This is a genomic window from Halomonas icarae, assembly GCF_009901955.1.
GTDB lineage: Bacteria > Pseudomonadota > Gammaproteobacteria > Pseudomonadales > Halomonadaceae > Halomonas > Halomonas icarae.
Genome location: NZ_WUTS01000001.1, coordinates 990,466 through 1,006,763, shown reverse-complemented (window position 1 = coordinate 1,006,763; position 16,298 = coordinate 990,466). Strand labels below are relative to the sequence as shown.

Sequence of the window (16,298 nt, the reverse complement as noted above, 5' to 3'; positions counted from 1 at the left end):
GCAACACTTCTTCCGGGACCCGGGCCATCAATCCCTTGATGCAATGGTCATTTAATCACCACCCCTGAACGACCGCGGCCCGGACTCAAGAAGTCCGGGCCGCGGTGGTTTCCAGGCAGGTAGAGCCTCAGTCGAAGGTCATTTCCGGCACATGATCAGGCACCACCAGCTTGCCCGCCGTCAACTCCTTGATCTCCTCGACGCTAACACCCGGTGCACGCTCCTTGAGATGGAAGGCCCCATCCTTGATCTCCAGATAGGCCAGATCGGTCAGCACGCGATTGATACAGCCAGCGCCGGTCAGCGGCAGGTTGCAGCTTTCGAGTAGCTTGGACTCGCCATGCTTGGAAGCGTGGGTCATGGTACAGATGATATTTTCGGCGCCCGCCACCAGGTCCATCGCACCGCCCATGCCCTTGATCAGCTTGCCGGGAATCATCCAGGAGGCAATATTGCCGTTCTGGTCGACCTCGAAGGCGCCAAGCACGGTCAGGTCGACATGGCCGCCACGGATCATGCCGAAGGACTCCGCGGAGTCGAAGATCGCCGCCCCGGGGCGTGCCGTCACCGTCTGCTTGCCTGCGTTGATCATGTCAGCGTCGACCTCCTCCTCGGTGGGAAAGCGCCCCATGCCAAGCAGACCATTTTCCGACTGCAGCATCACGTCGATGCCGTCGGGCACATAGTTGGCCACCAGGGTAGGAATGCCGATGCCGAGGTTGACGTAGAAGCCATCTTCCAGCTCACGCGCCACGCGCATTGCCATCTGTTCGCGAGTCAGTGCCATCTTGTTGCCTCTTTATTCGATGAGAAACGGTCGGTGATAAACGCTCGTTGCGAGGGTGTCACGCTTCGCGAACGGTGCGCTTCTCGATGCGCTTCTCGAAGGTGCCCTTAATGATACGGTCGACGTAGATCCCCGGGGTGTGAATCTGATCAGGCTTCAACTCGCCCGGCTCGACGATCTCCTCGACCTCGACCACCGTGATACGTCCACAGGTGGCCGCGAGCGGGTTGAAGTTCTGAGCGGTGTCCCGGTAGACCACGTTGCCGTAGCGGTCAGCCTTCCAGCCCTTGATGATGGCGAAGTCGGCGTGAAAGGCCTCCTCGAGGATATGCGGACGACCATTGAACTCGCGCACCTCCTTGCCTTCACCGATCGGCGTGCCGTAGCCCGTGGCGGTATAGAAGGCGGGGATGCCTGCGCCGCCGGCGCGCATCTTTTCGGCCAGGGTGCCCTGAGGTGTGAGGATGACCTCAATCTCATTATTGAGCATCTGCTGTTCGAACAACGCATTCTCACCGACATAGGAGGCATAGATACGCGAGATCTGCTTATCCTCGAGCAGCAACCCCAGGCCGAAGCCATCGACACCGCAGTTATTGGAGATCACTGTCAGGTCCTTCACACCGCGACGCCTGATCTCGGCAATCAGGTTCTCGGGAATGCCGCAGAGGCCAAAACCACCGGCAGCGACCGTCATACCGCTCTCGATGCCTGCCATCGCCTCTTCATAGGAGTTAACGCGCTTGTCGAATCCGGCCATAGGGCGCCTCATTTGTTGTGACTGAAAGTACTCGGGAAGAATCGCGGGTCTGTGGAGACTCGTGACCCAGTGTTGGTCCAGAACATATATTTGTTAAGTTTGTTTTTTTTATTGTTTGATCGCAAAGACTTATTAGTTCAACCTTCGTCGCATAGACATCACGGATACCCCTCCCATGACTGCCAAACAGCTACGTGCCTTCCTGGCCGTCGCTCAGACCCTCAGCTTTACACAGGCCTGCGAGCATCTGCATCTTTCCCAGCCAGCGTTGAGCCTCGCAATCAAGGGCCTCGAGGAGAGCCTCGGTGGACGCCTGATGACCCGCACCACGCGAAGTGTTCGGCTAACACCCGAAGGCGAATCACTGGTTCCGTTGGCCAAGCGACTACTGGCCGAGTGGGATAACATCGAAGAGCTGATGCGCCAACGCTTCACCCTGCAGCTGGGGCGTCTCGGGGTCGCCGCCATGCCCTCCTTCGCCAGCAACCTGTTGCCCTCCGCTCTGATGGCGTTTCGCCAACGTTACCCCCGCATCAATGTCACCGTTCATGACGTCATCAATGAGCAGGTCATCGACATGGTACGCAACGGCCAGGTAGAGCTCGGCATCGCCTTCGAACCCGAGGCCACGGGCAGTCTCGCCTTTACCCCCCTGTTCAACGACCGTTTCGTGGCCGTGGTGCCGCCCCGCTCACTGCTCGCCCGGCACGCCACGCTTCGCTGGGAGATGTTGCTTACCCACGATTTTATTACCCTGCAGCGTCCCTCAATGGTGCGGCGATTGCTGGAGCAGCAGTTGGAGGCCGAAGGCCTGGCGCTACCCACCGCCTTCGAGAGTCATCAGCTTGCTACCGTCGGCAGGATGGTAGCCAGCGGACTGGGCGTCAGCGCCGTTCCTTCGCTATGCCGTGTCCAGATGGAGGAGCTCGGTGCTTGTTGCCTACCGCTGGAGGCCCCCGTCATCGAGCGCGCCGTGGGCATCCTGACCCACGGAGAACTCTCCACCGCCGCCCTGGCTCTGAAAGAGGTCGTCGTCGAGACCCAGAATGCCTCGGAACAGCCCCATGTCACCCCCTGAACACATGTCACCCCCTGAACAGCGGGGGTTACTGGCGGCGCTGGGCAGGCAACGGATGATCCTTTAGCATTGCCGTCACTATCGTGACCACGCATGGAGATCGGCATGTCGACCCTCAGGGGCATTGTCAGCCTGCTGTTGCTTACCCTGACCACTCTGCTATGGGGTCTTCCCCTGCTGCTGATGACCCTGGTCAAGCTGGTGACACCGGGCCATCGCTTGCGCCTGGCAGTGCTCAAGTTGCTTAACGCCATCGCCCTCAACTGGATCGGCCTCAACCTGTGGTGGATGCGGCACTGGCTAAAACCGAACCTGGAGATCGAGATTCCGGAAGGCCTCTCCCGTCGGCAGGGCTGGTTGGTGCTCTCCAATCACCGCAGCTGGACCGATATCTTCGTGCTCTTCTTCGCGTTGCATCGACGCATCCCCATGCCACGCTTCTTTCTCAAGCGGCAGCTGATCTGGGTGCCGATCGTGGGGCTGGCCTGGTGGGCCCTTGAGTACCCCTTCATGCGTCGCATGACCGCCGAGCAGAGGGCCCGTCACCCTCATCTCGCCCGTCGCGACCAGGAGGCCACGGAGCGCATGTGTCGGCGGGCCCACGAAATGCCTATCGCCATCTTCAACTTCGTGGAGGGTACTCGCTTCACGGCCGCCAAGCAGGCCGCCCAGGCATCACCCTACCGACACCTGCTGAGGCCTCGTGCCGGGGGCGTCGCTCAGGTACTCAACCTGCTGGGCGATCAGCTCGCCGGCATCATCGATGTTACCCTTTACTACGACAACCCGAACCCGAGCTTCTGGGGCTATCTGTGCGGTCGCGAGGGTCGTATCGTGATGCAGACCCGTGTCCTGCCGGTCGCAGACTGGATGCATGACGGCAACTACCAGGACAACGCCAGCGACAAGGAACGCTTCCACTCATGGATCAATGCGCTTTGGCAACAAAAGGACGAACGGCTTTCGCGCTTCTGATCGCGCTGCTGCTGCTCACCGGATGCGCCTCACGGTCGACCGACGGAGTGACACGCGACGCGGCGGAAGCCTCTCGTAACGGTGGCTGGGTCATCGTGCAGCGGGGTGACACCCTGGGTACCCTGGCACAACGCGCGGGCATCCCCTTGGAGCGACTGCAGCGCTTCAATCCGGGGGTGAATGCCAGGCGCCTGGCGGTTGGTCAGCGACTGCTGATGCCCACCCAGCGCGAACGCGCGCCCTACCGTGGTCCCTACCGTTATCAGGTGCGCCCCGGTGATACCTACTCCCGTATCGCCCGGCGCTTCGGAACCCAAGCCTCGCAGATCCAGTCGGCCAATCCCGGTGTACGACCCACCCAGCTGAAAGTTGGCCAGCTGATTCAGGTCCCCCTATCCGCGCGCGGCACGGCATCCCGTTCCGGTGGCAGCTCAAGCTCTAGCAAGCCGAGCGCCCCGCGTCGGGCCAGCCTGCCAGACCCTGGGGCGCTCCCAGGCTCGGCGCGTCGTTGGCCCTGGCCGCTGGATGACTACCGCATCGCCAGAGCCTACGGCACCGACAGCCACGGCACCCTGCAGCCCATGCTGCTGGCTACCGAGCGTGACGCCAGGGCCAAGGCCGTCGCCTCCGGCGAGGTGCGTTATGCCGGCAGCATGCGTCAGCTCGGCAAGGTGGTCATCGTCCATCATCCCGACAATCTGCAGAGCGTCTACGCCCTCTGCGATCGCCTGCTGGTGGAGAGTGGTCAGAACGTCAATCGTGGGGAGGCGCTCTGTACCGTGGGCCACAGCAACGCCACCGAGCGCCATGATCTGCTGTTCGACCTTCGTCACGGCGGCAAGCCGGTCAATCCGCGCCGCGTGCTGCGTTGACATGCCCTCTTAATCCACCTGTCGTCGGCCTGTCATCCACTTCCACCATTCTTGTGGCAACCGGGTGCAAGCCCGCATGCGACGAGGATGGTGATGCACATCTGCCTGGTCAGCGAGACCTGGACGCCTGAGGTCAACGGCGTCGCCCATACCCTGGCACAGTTAAGCGGCGAGCTGCTCGCCCGCGGCCATCAGCTGCAGCTGATCCGCCCGCGACCGATGGCCCCCGGATCCGCCGAGGAGGTGGCGGTTGAGCTTCAGCTCCCGGGGCTGGCCGTACCGGGCTATCGCCAGGTGCGCGTCGGCCTGCCCTCCGGACGGCGCATCGCCCAATGGTGGCGCGAGAACCCGCCCGATGTGGTCTACCTGGCGACACAAGGGCCACTGGGCTGGTCCGCGCAGCGAGCCGCACGCCGCCTCGGCCTGCCGGTGGTCGCGGGCTGGCACACCAATTTCGACCATTACTGCCATGACTACGGCATCCCCTGGTTGGCACCGCTGGTGGAGACGCGCCTGCGCACCTTTCACAACCGTTGCGCGGCGACCTTGGTGCCGACCCACTCCCAGCTCGATGACCTGAGGCGGCGCGGCTTCCAGGGGGTGCGCTGCATGGCCCGGGGGGTCGATGGCACCCGCTTCGCCCCGGGACACCGCGACGATACCCTGCGCCGCCGATGGGGTGCGGGGACGCACACTCCGGTGGCACTGCATGTGGGCCGACTGGCCCCGGAGAAGAACCTCGACCTGCTGCGCGACAGTTTCCGCGCCATGTATGCCGCCCACCCCGAGATACGCCAGGTCATCGTCGGCGACGGACCCTCACGGCGCTCCCTGGAACGCAGCCTGCCCGAAGCCCACTTCACCGGCTTCGTGTCGCCCGATGCGCTGGCCCGATATTACGCCAGCGCCGACCTCTTTCTATTTCCCTCGCTCTCGGAGACCTGGGGCAACGTGTTGTTGGAGGCCATGGCCAGCGGCCTGGGGGTGATCGCCTTTCGTCACGCCGCCGGCGCGGAACTGATCGACGATGGACGCAACGGCCTCTCGCTGGACCCAGGCGACGAGGCGGGCTTCCGCGACGCTGCCGTCGCACTCTGTCAGCACCCTGCCCGTTGGACACGACTGGGGCGAGCCGCCCGCAGCCGGGCTCTCGGCTATACCTGGCCTGCCATCACCGACACCTTTGTTGCCGCCCTCAAGGATGCCCGGGAGAATCGCCATGCGACCGAACGCCCCTGCCGTGTTTGAATACCTTGACATGCTCGAATGGCACCTCTGCCGACGCCTGGGCCGCTACAACCTCTACCGTCCCTGGCTGACCACCCTGCGCCTGGCCAGTGGACTGGGCGACTGGCCGGCCTGGGTGGCACTGATTGCTGCCCTGCCCCTGCTGCATCCCGAAGCGGGCTGGAGATACCTGCTGCAGTACTCCCTGACCGCCCTGATCGCGATTGGTGTCTACCGGCTACTCAAGACGCGGCTGTGTCGTGAACGTCCCTTCATCACCTTCGTTGGCAACGTCAGCCGGCAGGCCCCGGCCCGAGACCGCTACAGCTTCCCCAGCGGCCACACCATGCATGCCGTAATGTTCCTGACCCTGACCTCTAGCCACCTGCCCTGGCTGAGCCCCTGGCTGGTGCCAGTGGTGATACTGATCGCCCTCTCCCGGGTGGGACTGGGCCTGCACTACGTTAGCGACGTGCTGGCCGGGGGGCTGATCGGAATGCTCTTCGCGTGGGGCAGCCTGGCCTTCGCCGGCTGACGCCCTGTGTGGCATCCTTGAACCATGCCGATCGAGACCCTGCTAGCCGACCCGCCCATGTGGCTCATGGATCCCCTGCTGGGAGAGCCCGATGCCAGTGCGCTGCTCGCCGCCCTCAATGTTCAGCTCACCTGGCAGCGCCCCACACTGCGCCTGTATGGTCGCGAACACCCCATCCCACGTCGCCAGGTCTGGATGGGGGATACCGGAGCTTGCTACCGCTACTCGGGGCGTGACTTCACTCCCGAGCCCTGGCATCCGCTCGTGACCGACCTGCGCGACCGGGTCGTCGCCACACTCGCCTCACAGGGTTTCGACGCACGCTTCAATAGCGTGCTGCTTAACCGTTATAACGACGGTGATGAGCGCATGGGGTGGCACAGCGATGACGAGCCAGAGCTCGGCGATAGCCCACTGATTGCCGCACTCAGCCTGGGCGCCGAGCGGCCACTGCGCTTTCGTTGGAAGAATCGCCAGGCCCCCGCCTTCAATGTCTGGCTGCCCCACGGCAGCCTGCTGGTGATGGGGCCTGGGGTCCAGGCGCAGCTGCAGCATGCCCTGCTGCCCCGGCGTATCCCGGGGCTGCGCATCAGCCTGACCTTTCGCCGAGTCATCGGGCCTGGTTGATCCTGAACAAGCCAGGCTTCATGGTTCATGGGTCGGGTGCAGGATGGCACGGCAAGATAACGGTATAAGATTCTTCCCCGTAGCCATCGGCCGCATCGCCTCTCGCAGGCCCAGGGGCTGGCCTGTGACCTAGGGAGCCTCGCGCTCCAGCATGTCTTCCTGATAGGTACTGGCCAATTGCGTCTTGGTGGCGTCATCGAACACCCGCCCCGCCAGCTGAAAAACTTCCTGCTCCTCTTCATCCAGGTGGTGAATGACGAGATCCTGCAGCCTCCTGGCCGCCGCCAGCCAGCCCGGTGAGCTATAGTCCGTGGTGTCGAGCGCCTCGAGTGCCTCATCGATCTCGTGATGCTCCGCGACACTGTGCCTCGCCTTCTCCTGGGTCAGATCATGCTCCATCATCGGCACGTAGAGGGAGCGCTCCTCGGCCCCGGCATGATTGACCAGCTCGGCGCGCAGCCGTCGATAGAGTTCGTCGCGCCCGTCGCTATCCCCGCTGGTTTCGACCAGTAGCGCTAACAGTCGACGCTGCTTGTCGTGGCTCTCACGCAGGGCTTCGAAAATTGTCATGCCACTCTCCTCCGGTAGTCACTGGTGTCATGGGTAGGCTCACTGCCTGGCCGGCAGGGCCGCGGTACCAGTCTGGTAGGCAAGGCCGATATCAACAAGCCCACGACGCTAGCCACAGCCGCCCCCCTAACGACAGAGGCGCCCCGTGGGGCGCCTCCTGTGATGCAGCAACAGCGTGAGGTATCACGACTTGTCGTGGTCCAGCTCCTCGCCCGGCAGTACATCTTCGCCATTGAAGTAGGCGCGTGCCAGCTTGAACACCACCGGCGACAGCAGTGCCAGGGCGATCAGGTTGGGAATCGCCATCATGGCATTGAAAGTGTCGGCCATCAGCCAGATGAAGCCCAGGCTCGCCAGCGCACCAACCGGAATCGCCAGCACGAACAATACCCGGTAGAGCATGATCGAGCGGGTTCCGAACAGGAACTGGAAGCACTTCTCGCCGTAGAAGGACCACCCCAGGATGGTGGTAAAGGCAAACACCGCCAGTGCCAGTGATACCACCTCGTTGCCCATGCCCGGCAGTGCCGCGTCGAAGGAGAGCGCGGTCAGCGAGGCACCGGCCTCTCCCGTCTTCCAAACACCGGCGGTCAGGATCACCAGGGCGGTGATGGAGCAGACGATGATGGTATCGATAAAGGTACCCAGCATCGCGATCAGCCCCTGACGAACCGGATTCTTGGTCTGTGCCGCGGCATGCGCGATGGGTGCACTGCCCAGGCCCGCCTCGTTGGAGAAGATCCCGCGCGCCACGCCGAAGCGAATGGCCGCCATCACGGCCGCACCGGCGAAACCACCGACGGCGGCGTGGGGGTTGAACGCGTAGGTAAAGATCATGCCGAAGGCGCTGCCGATCTGGTCGGCGTTGATCGCCAGCACGACCAGACCCGCGATCACATAGGCGATACCCATGATCGGAACCAGCTTGCCCGCCACCTTGGCGATCCGCTTGATGCCACCGAGGATCACCGCACCGGCCAGCACCATGATCACCACACCGGTGACCCAGTGAGGCAGCCCGAAGGTGCTATCGAGGGCGTCGGCCACGGAGTTGGACTGCACGGTGTTACCGATGCCGAAAGCGGCGACGGCGCCGAAGAAGGCGAAGGCGCCACCCAGCCACAGCCACTTTCGGCCCAGGCCATTCTTGATGTAATACATCGGGCCACCGATATGGTAGCCGGTGCTGTCGGTTTCCCGGTAGCGAACCGCCAGCACCGCCTCGGCGAACTTGGTGGCCATGCCCACCAGGGCGGTGATCCACATCCAGAACACCGCACCGGGGCCACCCAGGGCGATGGCGGTGGCCACGCCGGCAATATTGCCGGTGCCGATGGTCGCCGACAGCGCCGTCATCAGGGCGTTGAAGGGCGAAATCTCACCATCCTCTTCGCCCTTCGACTTGCCATCGGGGGTGTGCTTGCCGTCACGCCCCTGCCACATCAGCTTGAAGCCTTCCCCCAACTTGCGGATCGGCATCAGCTTGAGGCCAGCCTGCAGATAGATCCCCACCCCGAGCAACAGGATAAGCATCAATGGCCCCCACACCACGCCGTTGATGGCACTGAAAATACTGTTCAAGGTTTCCACGTGAATCTCCCTAAGCGGATTGTTGTTATGCGCAGTGGCTTATCGCACCCCTCTCGACTCTGGAGCAGTGACCAACGGACACCCGGCTCCCGTACAGCGAGTGTCGGTCACTATGGTCATGAGCATGACGCGTGGCACCTTGGAAAAGGCAGTGCGAACCCCAACGCAATCCCGCGTAACATAGCGGATTTCATGGTCGCCACACCACCCAGACGAACGACGCACGTTCAACCGTTAGCTATCCGCCTCCCTTTCGTGTTTCCGATCAGAAACATGTCAACCCAGCGGTGTAAGGCTGGACGGATAGCTTCCGACCCGCCACCCTAAACGACGAGCCATCGATCACCGCCCTCCGCGATGATGATGGGCTCGCCAAATGCCGCCAATGGCGGTAGCATTCAATCTGCCTGGAAAAACTTTTCTTATAGGAAATATCGATGAGCTCTATTCCTGCCAATCTGCGTTACGCCGACAGTCACGAGTGGGTCCTCGACAATGGCGACGGCACCGTGACCATCGGCATCAGCGATCATGCCCAGGAAGCCCTGGGTGACGTGGTCTTCGTCGAACTGCCCGAGGTCGGCCGCGCCCTCGAGCTCAAGGAGGAGTTCGGTGTGGTCGAGTCGGTCAAGGCCGCCTCCGATCTCTACGCCCCGGTGGCCGGCGAGGTCATCGACGTCAACGAGGCGCTGGAAGACGCCCCCGAGACGCTGAACGAGTCCCCTTACGAGGATGGCTGGATCATGAAGGTGCGTCTCGAGGATGCCACCCAGATCGACGACCTGCTGGACGCCGACGGCTACCAGGCCGTGGCCAGCGCCGACGACTGATCCTGCGCGACTTGCCTCACTCCCCGGCCCGCTGGGCCGGGGTTTCCACGATCTACGGTGCCGCCTGTGACGGCAACCGGACCTTACTTTATCGACAGGGTGTGACATGGCTCTCGACAACCGCCGCCTGGCCGACCTGGCCGCTCATGATGCCTTCATCCAACGCCATAACGGGCCCCGCGAGCAGGACGTGAAGGCCATGCTCGCGGAGCTGGACATCGCCAGCCTGGACACCCTGATCGAACGTACCGTGCCCAGCGACATTCGCCTGGGCAGGGAGCTCGACCTCGACCCGCCGCGCAGCGAGGCCGAGGCACTCGACTACCTCAAGCGCCTGGCCGCCCAGAATCGAACCTACAAGAGCTATCTGGGACAGGGCTACCACGGCACCCACCTGCCGACGGTGATCCAGCGCAACGTTCTGGAGAACCCCGGCTGGTATACCGCCTACACGCCCTACCAGCCCGAAATCTCCCAGGGCCGCCTCGAAGGGCTACTCAATTTCCAGCAGATGGTCATGGACCTGACGGGCATGGAGCTGGCCAACGCCTCGCTGCTCGACGAGGCCACCGCCGCCGCCGAGGCGATGGCCCTGTGCAAGCGCGCCAACAGGAAGGCCAAGAGCGATGTCTTCTTCGTCGCCGATGATGTCCTGGCCCAGACCCTGGACGTGGTGCGTACTCGTGCCGCCTACTTCGGCTTCGAGCTGGTCGTCGCCCCGGCGGAACAGCTCGCCGAGGTCGATGCCTTCGGTGCCCTGCTCCAGTACCCCGGCGAGAGCGGTCGAGTGTCCGACCTGGCCCCCCTGCTGGAGGCGGCCGGCAAGCGCGGCATCATGACCTGCGTGGCCGCCGATATCATGAGCCTGGTGCTGCTCAAGGAGCCCGGTGCACTGGGGGCCGATATCGTCGTCGGTACCACCCAGCGGTTCGGCGTCCCCATGGGCTTCGGGGGCCCCCATGCCGCCTTCTTCGCCACCACCGACAAGCTCAAGCGCACAATCCCGGGTCGCATCATCGGCGTCTCCAAGGACAGCCGTGACGGCCAGGCGCTGCGCATGGCGATGCAGACCCGCGAGCAGCATATCCGCCGCGAGAAGGCCACCTCCAATATCTGTACCGCTCAGGCGCTGCTGGCCAATATCGCCGGCTTCTACGCCGTCTACCACGGTGCCGAGGGGCTGCGCACCATCGCCGGCCGCATCCATCGCCTGACCACCATCCTGGCCCTGGGCCTGCAGGAGAAAGGGGTGGCACTGGTCCACGACAGCTGGTTCGACACCCTGCGCCTGACCGGCGTCGATGCGGGCAAGATCCACGGGCGCTGCCTTACCCATGAGATCAACGTTCGCTACTTCGACAATGGCGATGTCGGCATCAGCCTGGATGAGACCACCACGGCCCACGATCTCGACGTTCTCTTCGACGTGCTGCTCGGCGAGGAGCATGGCCTCTCGGTTCGCGAACTCGACGAGCGGGTGCTGGCCGATGGGATCAGCGGGATCCCAGCGGCCTGCCGCCGCGAGAGCGACTTCCTGAGCCACCCCACCTTCACGCGCTACCGCAGCGAGACCGAGATGCTGCGCTACCTCAAGCGCCTGGAGAACAAGGACCTGTCGCTGGCCCACGCCATGATTCCGTTGGGGTCGTGCACCATGAAGCTCAACGCCACCAGCGAGATGATCCCCATCACCTGGCCGGAGTTCGCCACGGTGCACCCCTTCGTGCCCCGCGACCAGGTCGCCGGCTACAAGCAGATGATCGACGAGCTCTCCGCCTTCCTGGTGGAGATCACCGGCTACGACCATATCTCCATGCAGCCCAACTCCGGGGCCCAGGGCGAGTATGCCGGCCTGGTAGCCATTCGCCGTTACCAGGCGTCCATCGGCGAGGGACATCGCGATATCTGCCTGATCCCCAGCTCGGCCCACGGCACCAACCCCGCCTCTGCCGCCATGGTCGGCATGAAGGTCGTGGTGGTCGAGTGCGATGCCAAGGGCAATATCGACATCGCGGACCTACGCGCCAAGGCCGAGAAGCACAGTGAGGCCCTGTCGGCAATCATGATCACCTACCCCTCCACCCACGGCGTCTTCGAGGCCGGGGTACGCGAGGTATGTGCGATCGTTCACGAGCATGGCGGCCAGGTCTACGTCGACGGTGCCAACATGAACGCTCAGGTGGGCCTCTCGCGCCCCGGCGACTTCGGCGGTGATGTCAGCCACCTCAACCTGCACAAGACCTTCTGTATCCCCCACGGTGGCGGCGGCCCGGGCATGGGCCCGATCGGTGTCAAGTCACACCTGGCCCCCTTCGTCTCCAACCACGTGGTGACACCCATCGACGGCGTCAATGCCGAGTGCGGCGCGGTATCCGCGGCGGCCTTCGGCAGCGCCTCGATCCTGCCCATCTCCTGGGCCTACATCAAGATGATGGGCGCCCGCGGGCTGCGTGAGGCCACCGAGCTGGCGATCCTCAACGCCAACTACATCGCCAAGCGCCTGGGCGACTACTACCCGGTCCTCTACAAGGGGGAGAACGGTACCGTGGCCCATGAGTGCATCATCGATATTCGCCCGCTGAAGGCCAGCTCCGGCATCAGCGAGGAGGATATCGCCAAGCGCCTGATGGATTACGGCTTCCACGCCCCGACCATGTCCTTCCCGGTGCCGGGAACGCTGATGATCGAGCCCACCGAGTCGGAGTCGCTCTACGAGATCGACCGCTTCTGCGACGCCATGATCGGCATTCGCGAAGAGATCGCCCGGGTCGAGGCCGGCGAGTGGCCCGTCGACAACAACCCGCTGGTACGGGCGCCTCACACCATGGCCGACCTGATGGATGACGGCTGGGAGCGCCCCTACTCTCGCGAACTCGGCGCCTTCCCCAGCGAGGCCGTCAAGGCAGCCAAGTACTGGCCGGCGGTCAACCGGGTCGACAACGTCTTCGGTGATCGCCAATTGATCTGCTCGTGCCCGAGCATCGACGAGTATCGCGACTGATATCCTGGAGACAGCCGCGCACCATATCGAAGGGCCCCGCCGATGCGGGGCCCTTTTTTGTAATGGGGGAATTCTTTGTAATGGGGCAGTTTTTGTACTGGGGCAGTTTTGTACTATGGCAATGGCGCGACCTCAGGCGAGTCACCATAGCCATGCAGGGCGAGACGGCGCTGCTCGCGAAAGTCCTCCAGCAGCCGGACATAGCGACGCGGCATTTCGCTGCCCGCTCGGGTCACGCGATAGAGGGTTTCATATACCGCCACGGGCAGTTCCAGTGCCTTGACCTGACGCTGCCAGGGGGATGTCTCGAGCACCGGCCGTGACACCACCGTAAAGCCCAACCCCCGCGCCACGGCATCCATCACCATGCCCACTTCATTGGTAAAGCCCTGGCGGCGGAAGTGGCTCATGGAGCGAAACTCGCGGGGGAAGTTGCTACGTAACAGGGCACTGGCATGATTCAGTCCATCGAAATAGCTGATAAAGCCGATCCCCATCAGCTCGGCCAGTCCGGTCCCGGTGAAATCCGCCGGCACCACCAGGCATAGCGGCTCGCGGTGCCAGAGCGCCACCTCGAGATCGGGATGGCGCATGGCCTCGGTGACGATGCCCAGGTCATAGCGGCCCGCCAGCACATCCTGGGAGATCTCCTGGTTGAACGCGAAGCTGTAGCTGACCGTCAGCCCGGGATGCATCTGCTGCTGGCCGAGCAGGAAGGGGTAGAGCATCGCGCCCACGCTGCCGGGCGAAGCGAGCCGACAGTCCCCTGAATAGGTCGAGTCGGCGTCCAGGGAGTGGCGAAACTGCTCATGCTCGGCGAACAGCTTGAGGGCATAGTCGTAGGCCCGCCGCCCCGCCTCGGTCAGCGTGAAACGCCGCCCGTGACGCTCCAGCAGCGACTTGTCCAGATAGCGCTCGAGCTTGCGGACATGCTGACTGACCCCGGGCTGGGTCATCTCCAGCCGATGCGCGGTCTGGGTGAAGCTACCGGTCTCGACAAGGGTGATGAAGGTTCTGAAGTAGAGCGCGTTGAACATGAGAGGTCACAGGACGAGTGGAGTCATGATTCTACCACTGTGGTCGAGCCCGGCGTGATAGCATCAGTGATGCACGTTTCCGCACGACAAGGACGCCCACATGCCCGATACCATCTCTACCACCATTTCGCCGGAAGGCAGTCTCGAGATTCTCTCTCAGCATGAGGTGGCACGACTCCATGATACCTCTCGCGCCGGACTGCACGACCTGCTGCGCCGCTGTGCGCTGGCCGTGCTTAACTGCGGCTCGCCCACCGACGACGGCCTGGCCCTGATGGAGGCCTACGCCGATTTCGATATCGAGGTAGTGCCTCAGGATCGTGGCATTCGTCTCAAATTGACCAATGCCCCGGCCGAGGCCTTCGTCGACGGCAAGATGATTCGTGGCATACGCGAACATCTCTCCTCGATACTGCGTGATATCGTCTACGTCTACAACGAGATCCAGGGGCATCAGCGCTTCGACCTGACCACCGGCGAAGGCACCACCAACGCGGTGTTTCATATCCTGCGCAAGGCCGGCACACTCAAGCCCGGTGTCGATCCGAGTCTGGTGGTGTGCTGGGGTGGCCACTCGATCTCACGGGAGGAGTACGACTACAGCAAGGATGTCGGCTACCAACTGGGGCTACGTGACCTGGATATCTGCACCGGCTGCGGCCCTGGGGCCATGAAGGGCCCCATGAAGGGGGCCAACGTCGCCCATGCCAAGCAGCGCCGCCACCAGGGTCGCTACCTGGGGGTCTCCGAACCCGGCATCATCGCCGCTGAGGCACCCAACCCCATCGTCAATGAACTGGTGGTGATGCCCGATATCGAGAAGCGTCTGGAGGCTTTCGTGCGCCTCGGCCATGGCATCATCGTCTTCCCCGGCGGGGTAGGCACCGCCGAGGAGATCCTCTACCTGCTGGGAATCCTGCTGCACCCCGATAACGCCGATATGGCGATGCCCGTGATCTTTACCGGCCCGGCCAGCAGCGCCGACTACTTTCAGCGCATCGACGAATTCCTGGTCTACACCCTGGGCGAAGAGGCACGCCGCCGCTATCGCATCATCATCGACGACTCCATCGAGGTGGCACGCACCATGCGCAAGGGGATCGATGAGGTCACCGAATACCGCTGTGCGCGGCAGGATGCCTTCTACTACAACTGGCGACTGACCATTGACCGACACTTCCAGGCCCCCTTCGAGCCTACCCACGAGGCCATGGCCAACCTGGCGCTGAACAACCAACAGCCGGTACACGAACTGGCCGCCAATCTGCGTCGAGCCTTCTCCGGCATCGTCGCCGGCAACGTCAAGGAGCAGGGTATCCGCGCCATCAAGGCTCATGGCCCCTTCCGGCTCAATGCCGAGCCCGAACTGATGTCACGCCTGGATGCGCTGCTCGACTCCTTCGTCGTCCAGGGACGCATGAAGCTTACCGGCGACTATGAGCCCTGCTATACGCTGGGATAAGCCGTAAGCCAGTCCGCCCCAAGCCCACGGGAACTGTTCCCGTGGGAATTAGGGCATGGGGTCTGTGCCGGCTATTCTCGGAAGGGCGGCCGCACCCAGAGGCCAAGGGCATGCAGCAGCAGCCCCAGAGTGGTGCCATGGGAGAGCCACAGTTCCCAGCCGATGAAATCGGTGAACAGGGCATGCCAGCCTGCCATGCCGGTGAGACCGGCCAGCATGCATAGCCCCAGACGGCTCAGCAGCCGAGGCAGACGCGCTTTGCCAGCCACATCCAGCAGCCGCCACTGCAGCACGCCCACCAGACAGACCACCGCCAGCGCCATCAGCATCAGGCTAAAGCGATTCTCGTGCCCCGCCACCAGATAGCGCGGCAAACTGGCGAGCATCAGCAGGGCAAGACCCAGCAATAGGCTGAGTCGTTCGGCGGTCGGCTGGCCACCCACCTCAGGCGACCTTCAGCTGCTGTGACTCGATCCACTCCTCGACCCATGGAATGGCGGCATCGTCGGCCATGAAGGTCTCCATGGCATCGATTTCGAGGCGCTCTCCCAGTCGCTGGGCGCCCTGCCCCTCCAGCAGTTCATCGAGCTGGCGGCCGGCACCACAGAAGGTATCGCCGTAGGAGCTATCCCCCAGGGCAATCAACCCGTAGCGCAGCGAACCGAGCCCCGGGCTCTTCTCGGCGATGGCCTGGGCAAAGGACGCGAAGCTGCCGGGGTAGTCACCGCTACCGGTGGTCGAGACACAGAACAGCGCCAGGTCGGTGTCGGCGGCGGCCAGGTCTTCAAGGGTGGGGTTCTCGAGGATGACCACTTCGTGCCCTACCTCCTCGAACAACGGTTTGACCTGCTCGGCAACGTCAAGCGCACCACCATACATGGTTCCCACAAAGATCTTGAGTTTTGGCATGTTACGGATTTTCCAGAGAATTTTGACCATATACTAGC

Annotated in this window: 16 protein-coding genes; 9 read left to right on the top strand and 7 right to left on the bottom strand. The window is 63.3% G+C overall.

Annotated features, from left to right (window positions below):
* Nucleotides 1–127: 127 nt before the first annotated feature.
* On the bottom strand, nt 128–787 hold the full coding sequence (locus GRB80_RS04690) for a CoA transferase subunit B (protein WP_132041093.1): 660 nt from the start codon (nt 785–787) through the stop codon (nt 128–130).
* A 58-nt stretch (nt 788–845) separates the two neighbouring features.
* Nucleotides 846–1,547 (bottom strand): CoA transferase subunit A, encoded by a 702-nt coding sequence (locus GRB80_RS04685; RefSeq protein WP_132041094.1) that lies wholly within the window; start codon nt 1,545–1,547, stop codon nt 846–848.
* 175 nt (nt 1,548–1,722) lie between these two features.
* Between GRB80_RS04685 and GRB80_RS04680 the strand changes: the two genes are divergently transcribed.
* The 6 genes from GRB80_RS04680 (at nt 1,723) to GRB80_RS04655 (ending at nt 6,861) form a co-directional block, all read left to right on the top strand.
* Entirely contained in the window at nt 1,723–2,625 is a 903-nt protein-coding gene (locus GRB80_RS04680) for a LysR family transcriptional regulator (protein WP_132041095.1), read from the top strand.
* 105 nt (nt 2,626–2,730) lie between these two features.
* Nucleotides 2,731–3,600, top strand: a complete 870-nt coding sequence (locus GRB80_RS04675; RefSeq protein WP_161422704.1) for an acyltransferase — start codon at nt 2,731–2,733, stop codon at nt 3,598–3,600.
* Nucleotides 3,549–4,472, top strand: coding sequence for a LysM peptidoglycan-binding domain-containing protein (locus GRB80_RS04670; RefSeq protein ID WP_161422703.1), 924 nt, complete (start codon nt 3,549–3,551; stop codon nt 4,470–4,472). Before GRB80_RS04675 ends, GRB80_RS04670 begins: the two co-directional genes overlap by 52 nt.
* Nucleotides 4,473–4,565: 93 nt before the next feature.
* Nucleotides 4,566–5,720, top strand: a complete 1,155-nt coding sequence (locus GRB80_RS04665) for a glycosyltransferase family 4 protein (RefSeq protein WP_161422702.1) — start codon at nt 4,566–4,568, stop codon at nt 5,718–5,720.
* Nucleotides 5,692–6,234, top strand: a complete 543-nt coding sequence (locus tag GRB80_RS04660; protein WP_161422701.1) for a phosphatase PAP2 family protein — start codon at nt 5,692–5,694, stop codon at nt 6,232–6,234. Before GRB80_RS04665 ends, GRB80_RS04660 begins: the two co-directional genes overlap by 29 nt.
* 24 nt (nt 6,235–6,258) lie before the next feature.
* On the top strand, nt 6,259–6,861 hold the full coding sequence (locus GRB80_RS04655; protein WP_161422700.1) for an alpha-ketoglutarate-dependent dioxygenase AlkB family protein: 603 nt from the start codon (nt 6,259–6,261) through the stop codon (nt 6,859–6,861).
* A gap of 129 nt (nt 6,862–6,990) precedes the next feature.
* On the opposite strand, the gene GRB80_RS04650 is transcribed toward GRB80_RS04655, so the two are convergent.
* Both GRB80_RS04650 and GRB80_RS04645 read right to left on the bottom strand, forming a co-directional pair.
* The gene (locus GRB80_RS04650; protein ID WP_161422699.1) at nt 6,991–7,431 is read right to left on the bottom strand and encodes a hemerythrin domain-containing protein; all 441 of its coding nucleotides are present in this window, start codon (nt 7,429–7,431) and stop codon (nt 6,991–6,993) included.
* A 183-nt stretch (nt 7,432–7,614) separates the two neighbouring features.
* A complete protein-coding gene (locus GRB80_RS04645; RefSeq protein ID WP_161422698.1) occupies nt 7,615–9,021 on the bottom strand; it encodes an alanine/glycine:cation symporter family protein in 1,407 nt (468 codons plus the stop codon).
* A gap of 437 nt (nt 9,022–9,458) precedes the next feature.
* Here GRB80_RS04645 and gcvH point away from each other — a divergent pair, with 437 nt between their 5' ends.
* Nucleotides 9,459–9,851, top strand: a complete 393-nt coding sequence (gene gcvH / locus GRB80_RS04640) for a glycine cleavage system protein GcvH (protein ID WP_161422697.1) — start codon at nt 9,459–9,461, stop codon at nt 9,849–9,851.
* Nucleotides 9,852–9,957: 106 nt separating this feature from the next.
* A complete protein-coding gene (gcvP, locus tag GRB80_RS04635; protein ID WP_161422696.1) occupies nt 9,958–12,852 on the top strand; it encodes an aminomethyl-transferring glycine dehydrogenase in 2,895 nt (964 codons plus the stop codon).
* Between the two features lie 113 nt (nt 12,853–12,965).
* Here the strand turns inward: gcvP and GRB80_RS04630 are convergent, their stop codons facing one another.
* The gene (locus GRB80_RS04630) at nt 12,966–13,889 is read right to left on the bottom strand and encodes a LysR family transcriptional regulator (protein WP_161422695.1); all 924 of its coding nucleotides are present in this window, start codon (nt 13,887–13,889) and stop codon (nt 12,966–12,968) included.
* 100 nt (nt 13,890–13,989) lie between these two features.
* Here GRB80_RS04630 and ppnN point away from each other — a divergent pair, with 100 nt between their 5' ends.
* Nucleotides 13,990–15,351 carry a nucleotide 5'-monophosphate nucleosidase PpnN gene (gene ppnN, locus GRB80_RS04625; protein WP_132041104.1) on the top strand — a complete coding sequence of 454 codons (1,362 nt, stop codon included), beginning with the start codon at nt 13,990–13,992 and terminating at the stop codon, nt 15,349–15,351.
* Between the two features lie 71 nt (nt 15,352–15,422).
* Here the strand turns inward: ppnN and GRB80_RS04620 are convergent, their stop codons facing one another.
* Both GRB80_RS04620 and GRB80_RS04615 read right to left on the bottom strand, forming a co-directional pair.
* The gene (locus GRB80_RS04620; protein ID WP_161422694.1) at nt 15,423–15,794 is read right to left on the bottom strand and encodes a hypothetical protein; all 372 of its coding nucleotides are present in this window, start codon (nt 15,792–15,794) and stop codon (nt 15,423–15,425) included.
* A 1-nt stretch (nt 15,795) separates the two neighbouring features.
* Nucleotides 15,796–16,260, bottom strand: coding sequence for a flavodoxin (locus GRB80_RS04615; protein WP_132041106.1), 465 nt, complete (start codon nt 16,258–16,260; stop codon nt 15,796–15,798).
* Between the last annotated feature and the right edge of the window lie 38 nt (nt 16,261–16,298).

What these genes read in the sequence shown, in the direction of transcription:
- GRB80_RS04690 (WP_132041093.1), bottom strand. Translation starts at nt 787, where the DNA reads ATGGCACTGACTCGCGAACAGATGGCAATGCGCGTGGCGCGTGAGCTG.
- GRB80_RS04685 (WP_132041094.1), bottom strand. Translation starts at nt 1,547, where the DNA reads ATGGCCGGATTCGACAAGCGCGTTAACTCCTATGAAGAGGCGATGGCA.
- GRB80_RS04680 (WP_132041095.1), top strand. Translation starts at nt 1,723, where the DNA reads ATGACTGCCAAACAGCTACGTGCCTTCCTGGCCGTCGCTCAGACCCTC.
- GRB80_RS04675 (WP_161422704.1), top strand. Translation starts at nt 2,731, where the DNA reads ATGTCGACCCTCAGGGGCATTGTCAGCCTGCTGTTGCTTACCCTGACC.
- GRB80_RS04670 (WP_161422703.1), top strand. Translation starts at nt 3,549, where the DNA reads ATGGATCAATGCGCTTTGGCAACAAAAGGACGAACGGCTTTCGCGCTT.
- GRB80_RS04665 (WP_161422702.1), top strand. Translation starts at nt 4,566, where the DNA reads ATGCACATCTGCCTGGTCAGCGAGACCTGGACGCCTGAGGTCAACGGC.
- GRB80_RS04660 (WP_161422701.1), top strand. Translation starts at nt 5,692, where the DNA reads ATGCGACCGAACGCCCCTGCCGTGTTTGAATACCTTGACATGCTCGAA.
- GRB80_RS04655 (WP_161422700.1), top strand. Translation starts at nt 6,259, where the DNA reads ATGCCGATCGAGACCCTGCTAGCCGACCCGCCCATGTGGCTCATGGAT.
- GRB80_RS04650 (WP_161422699.1), bottom strand. Translation starts at nt 7,431, where the DNA reads ATGACAATTTTCGAAGCCCTGCGTGAGAGCCACGACAAGCAGCGTCGA.
- gcvH (WP_161422697.1), top strand. Translation starts at nt 9,459, where the DNA reads ATGAGCTCTATTCCTGCCAATCTGCGTTACGCCGACAGTCACGAGTGG.
- gcvP (WP_161422696.1), top strand. Translation starts at nt 9,958, where the DNA reads ATGGCTCTCGACAACCGCCGCCTGGCCGACCTGGCCGCTCATGATGCC.
- GRB80_RS04630 (WP_161422695.1), bottom strand. Translation starts at nt 13,889, where the DNA reads ATGTTCAACGCGCTCTACTTCAGAACCTTCATCACCCTTGTCGAGACC.
- ppnN (WP_132041104.1), top strand. Translation starts at nt 13,990, where the DNA reads ATGCCCGATACCATCTCTACCACCATTTCGCCGGAAGGCAGTCTCGAG.
- GRB80_RS04615 (WP_132041106.1), bottom strand. Translation starts at nt 16,260, where the DNA reads ATGCCAAAACTCAAGATCTTTGTGGGAACCATGTATGGTGGTGCGCTT.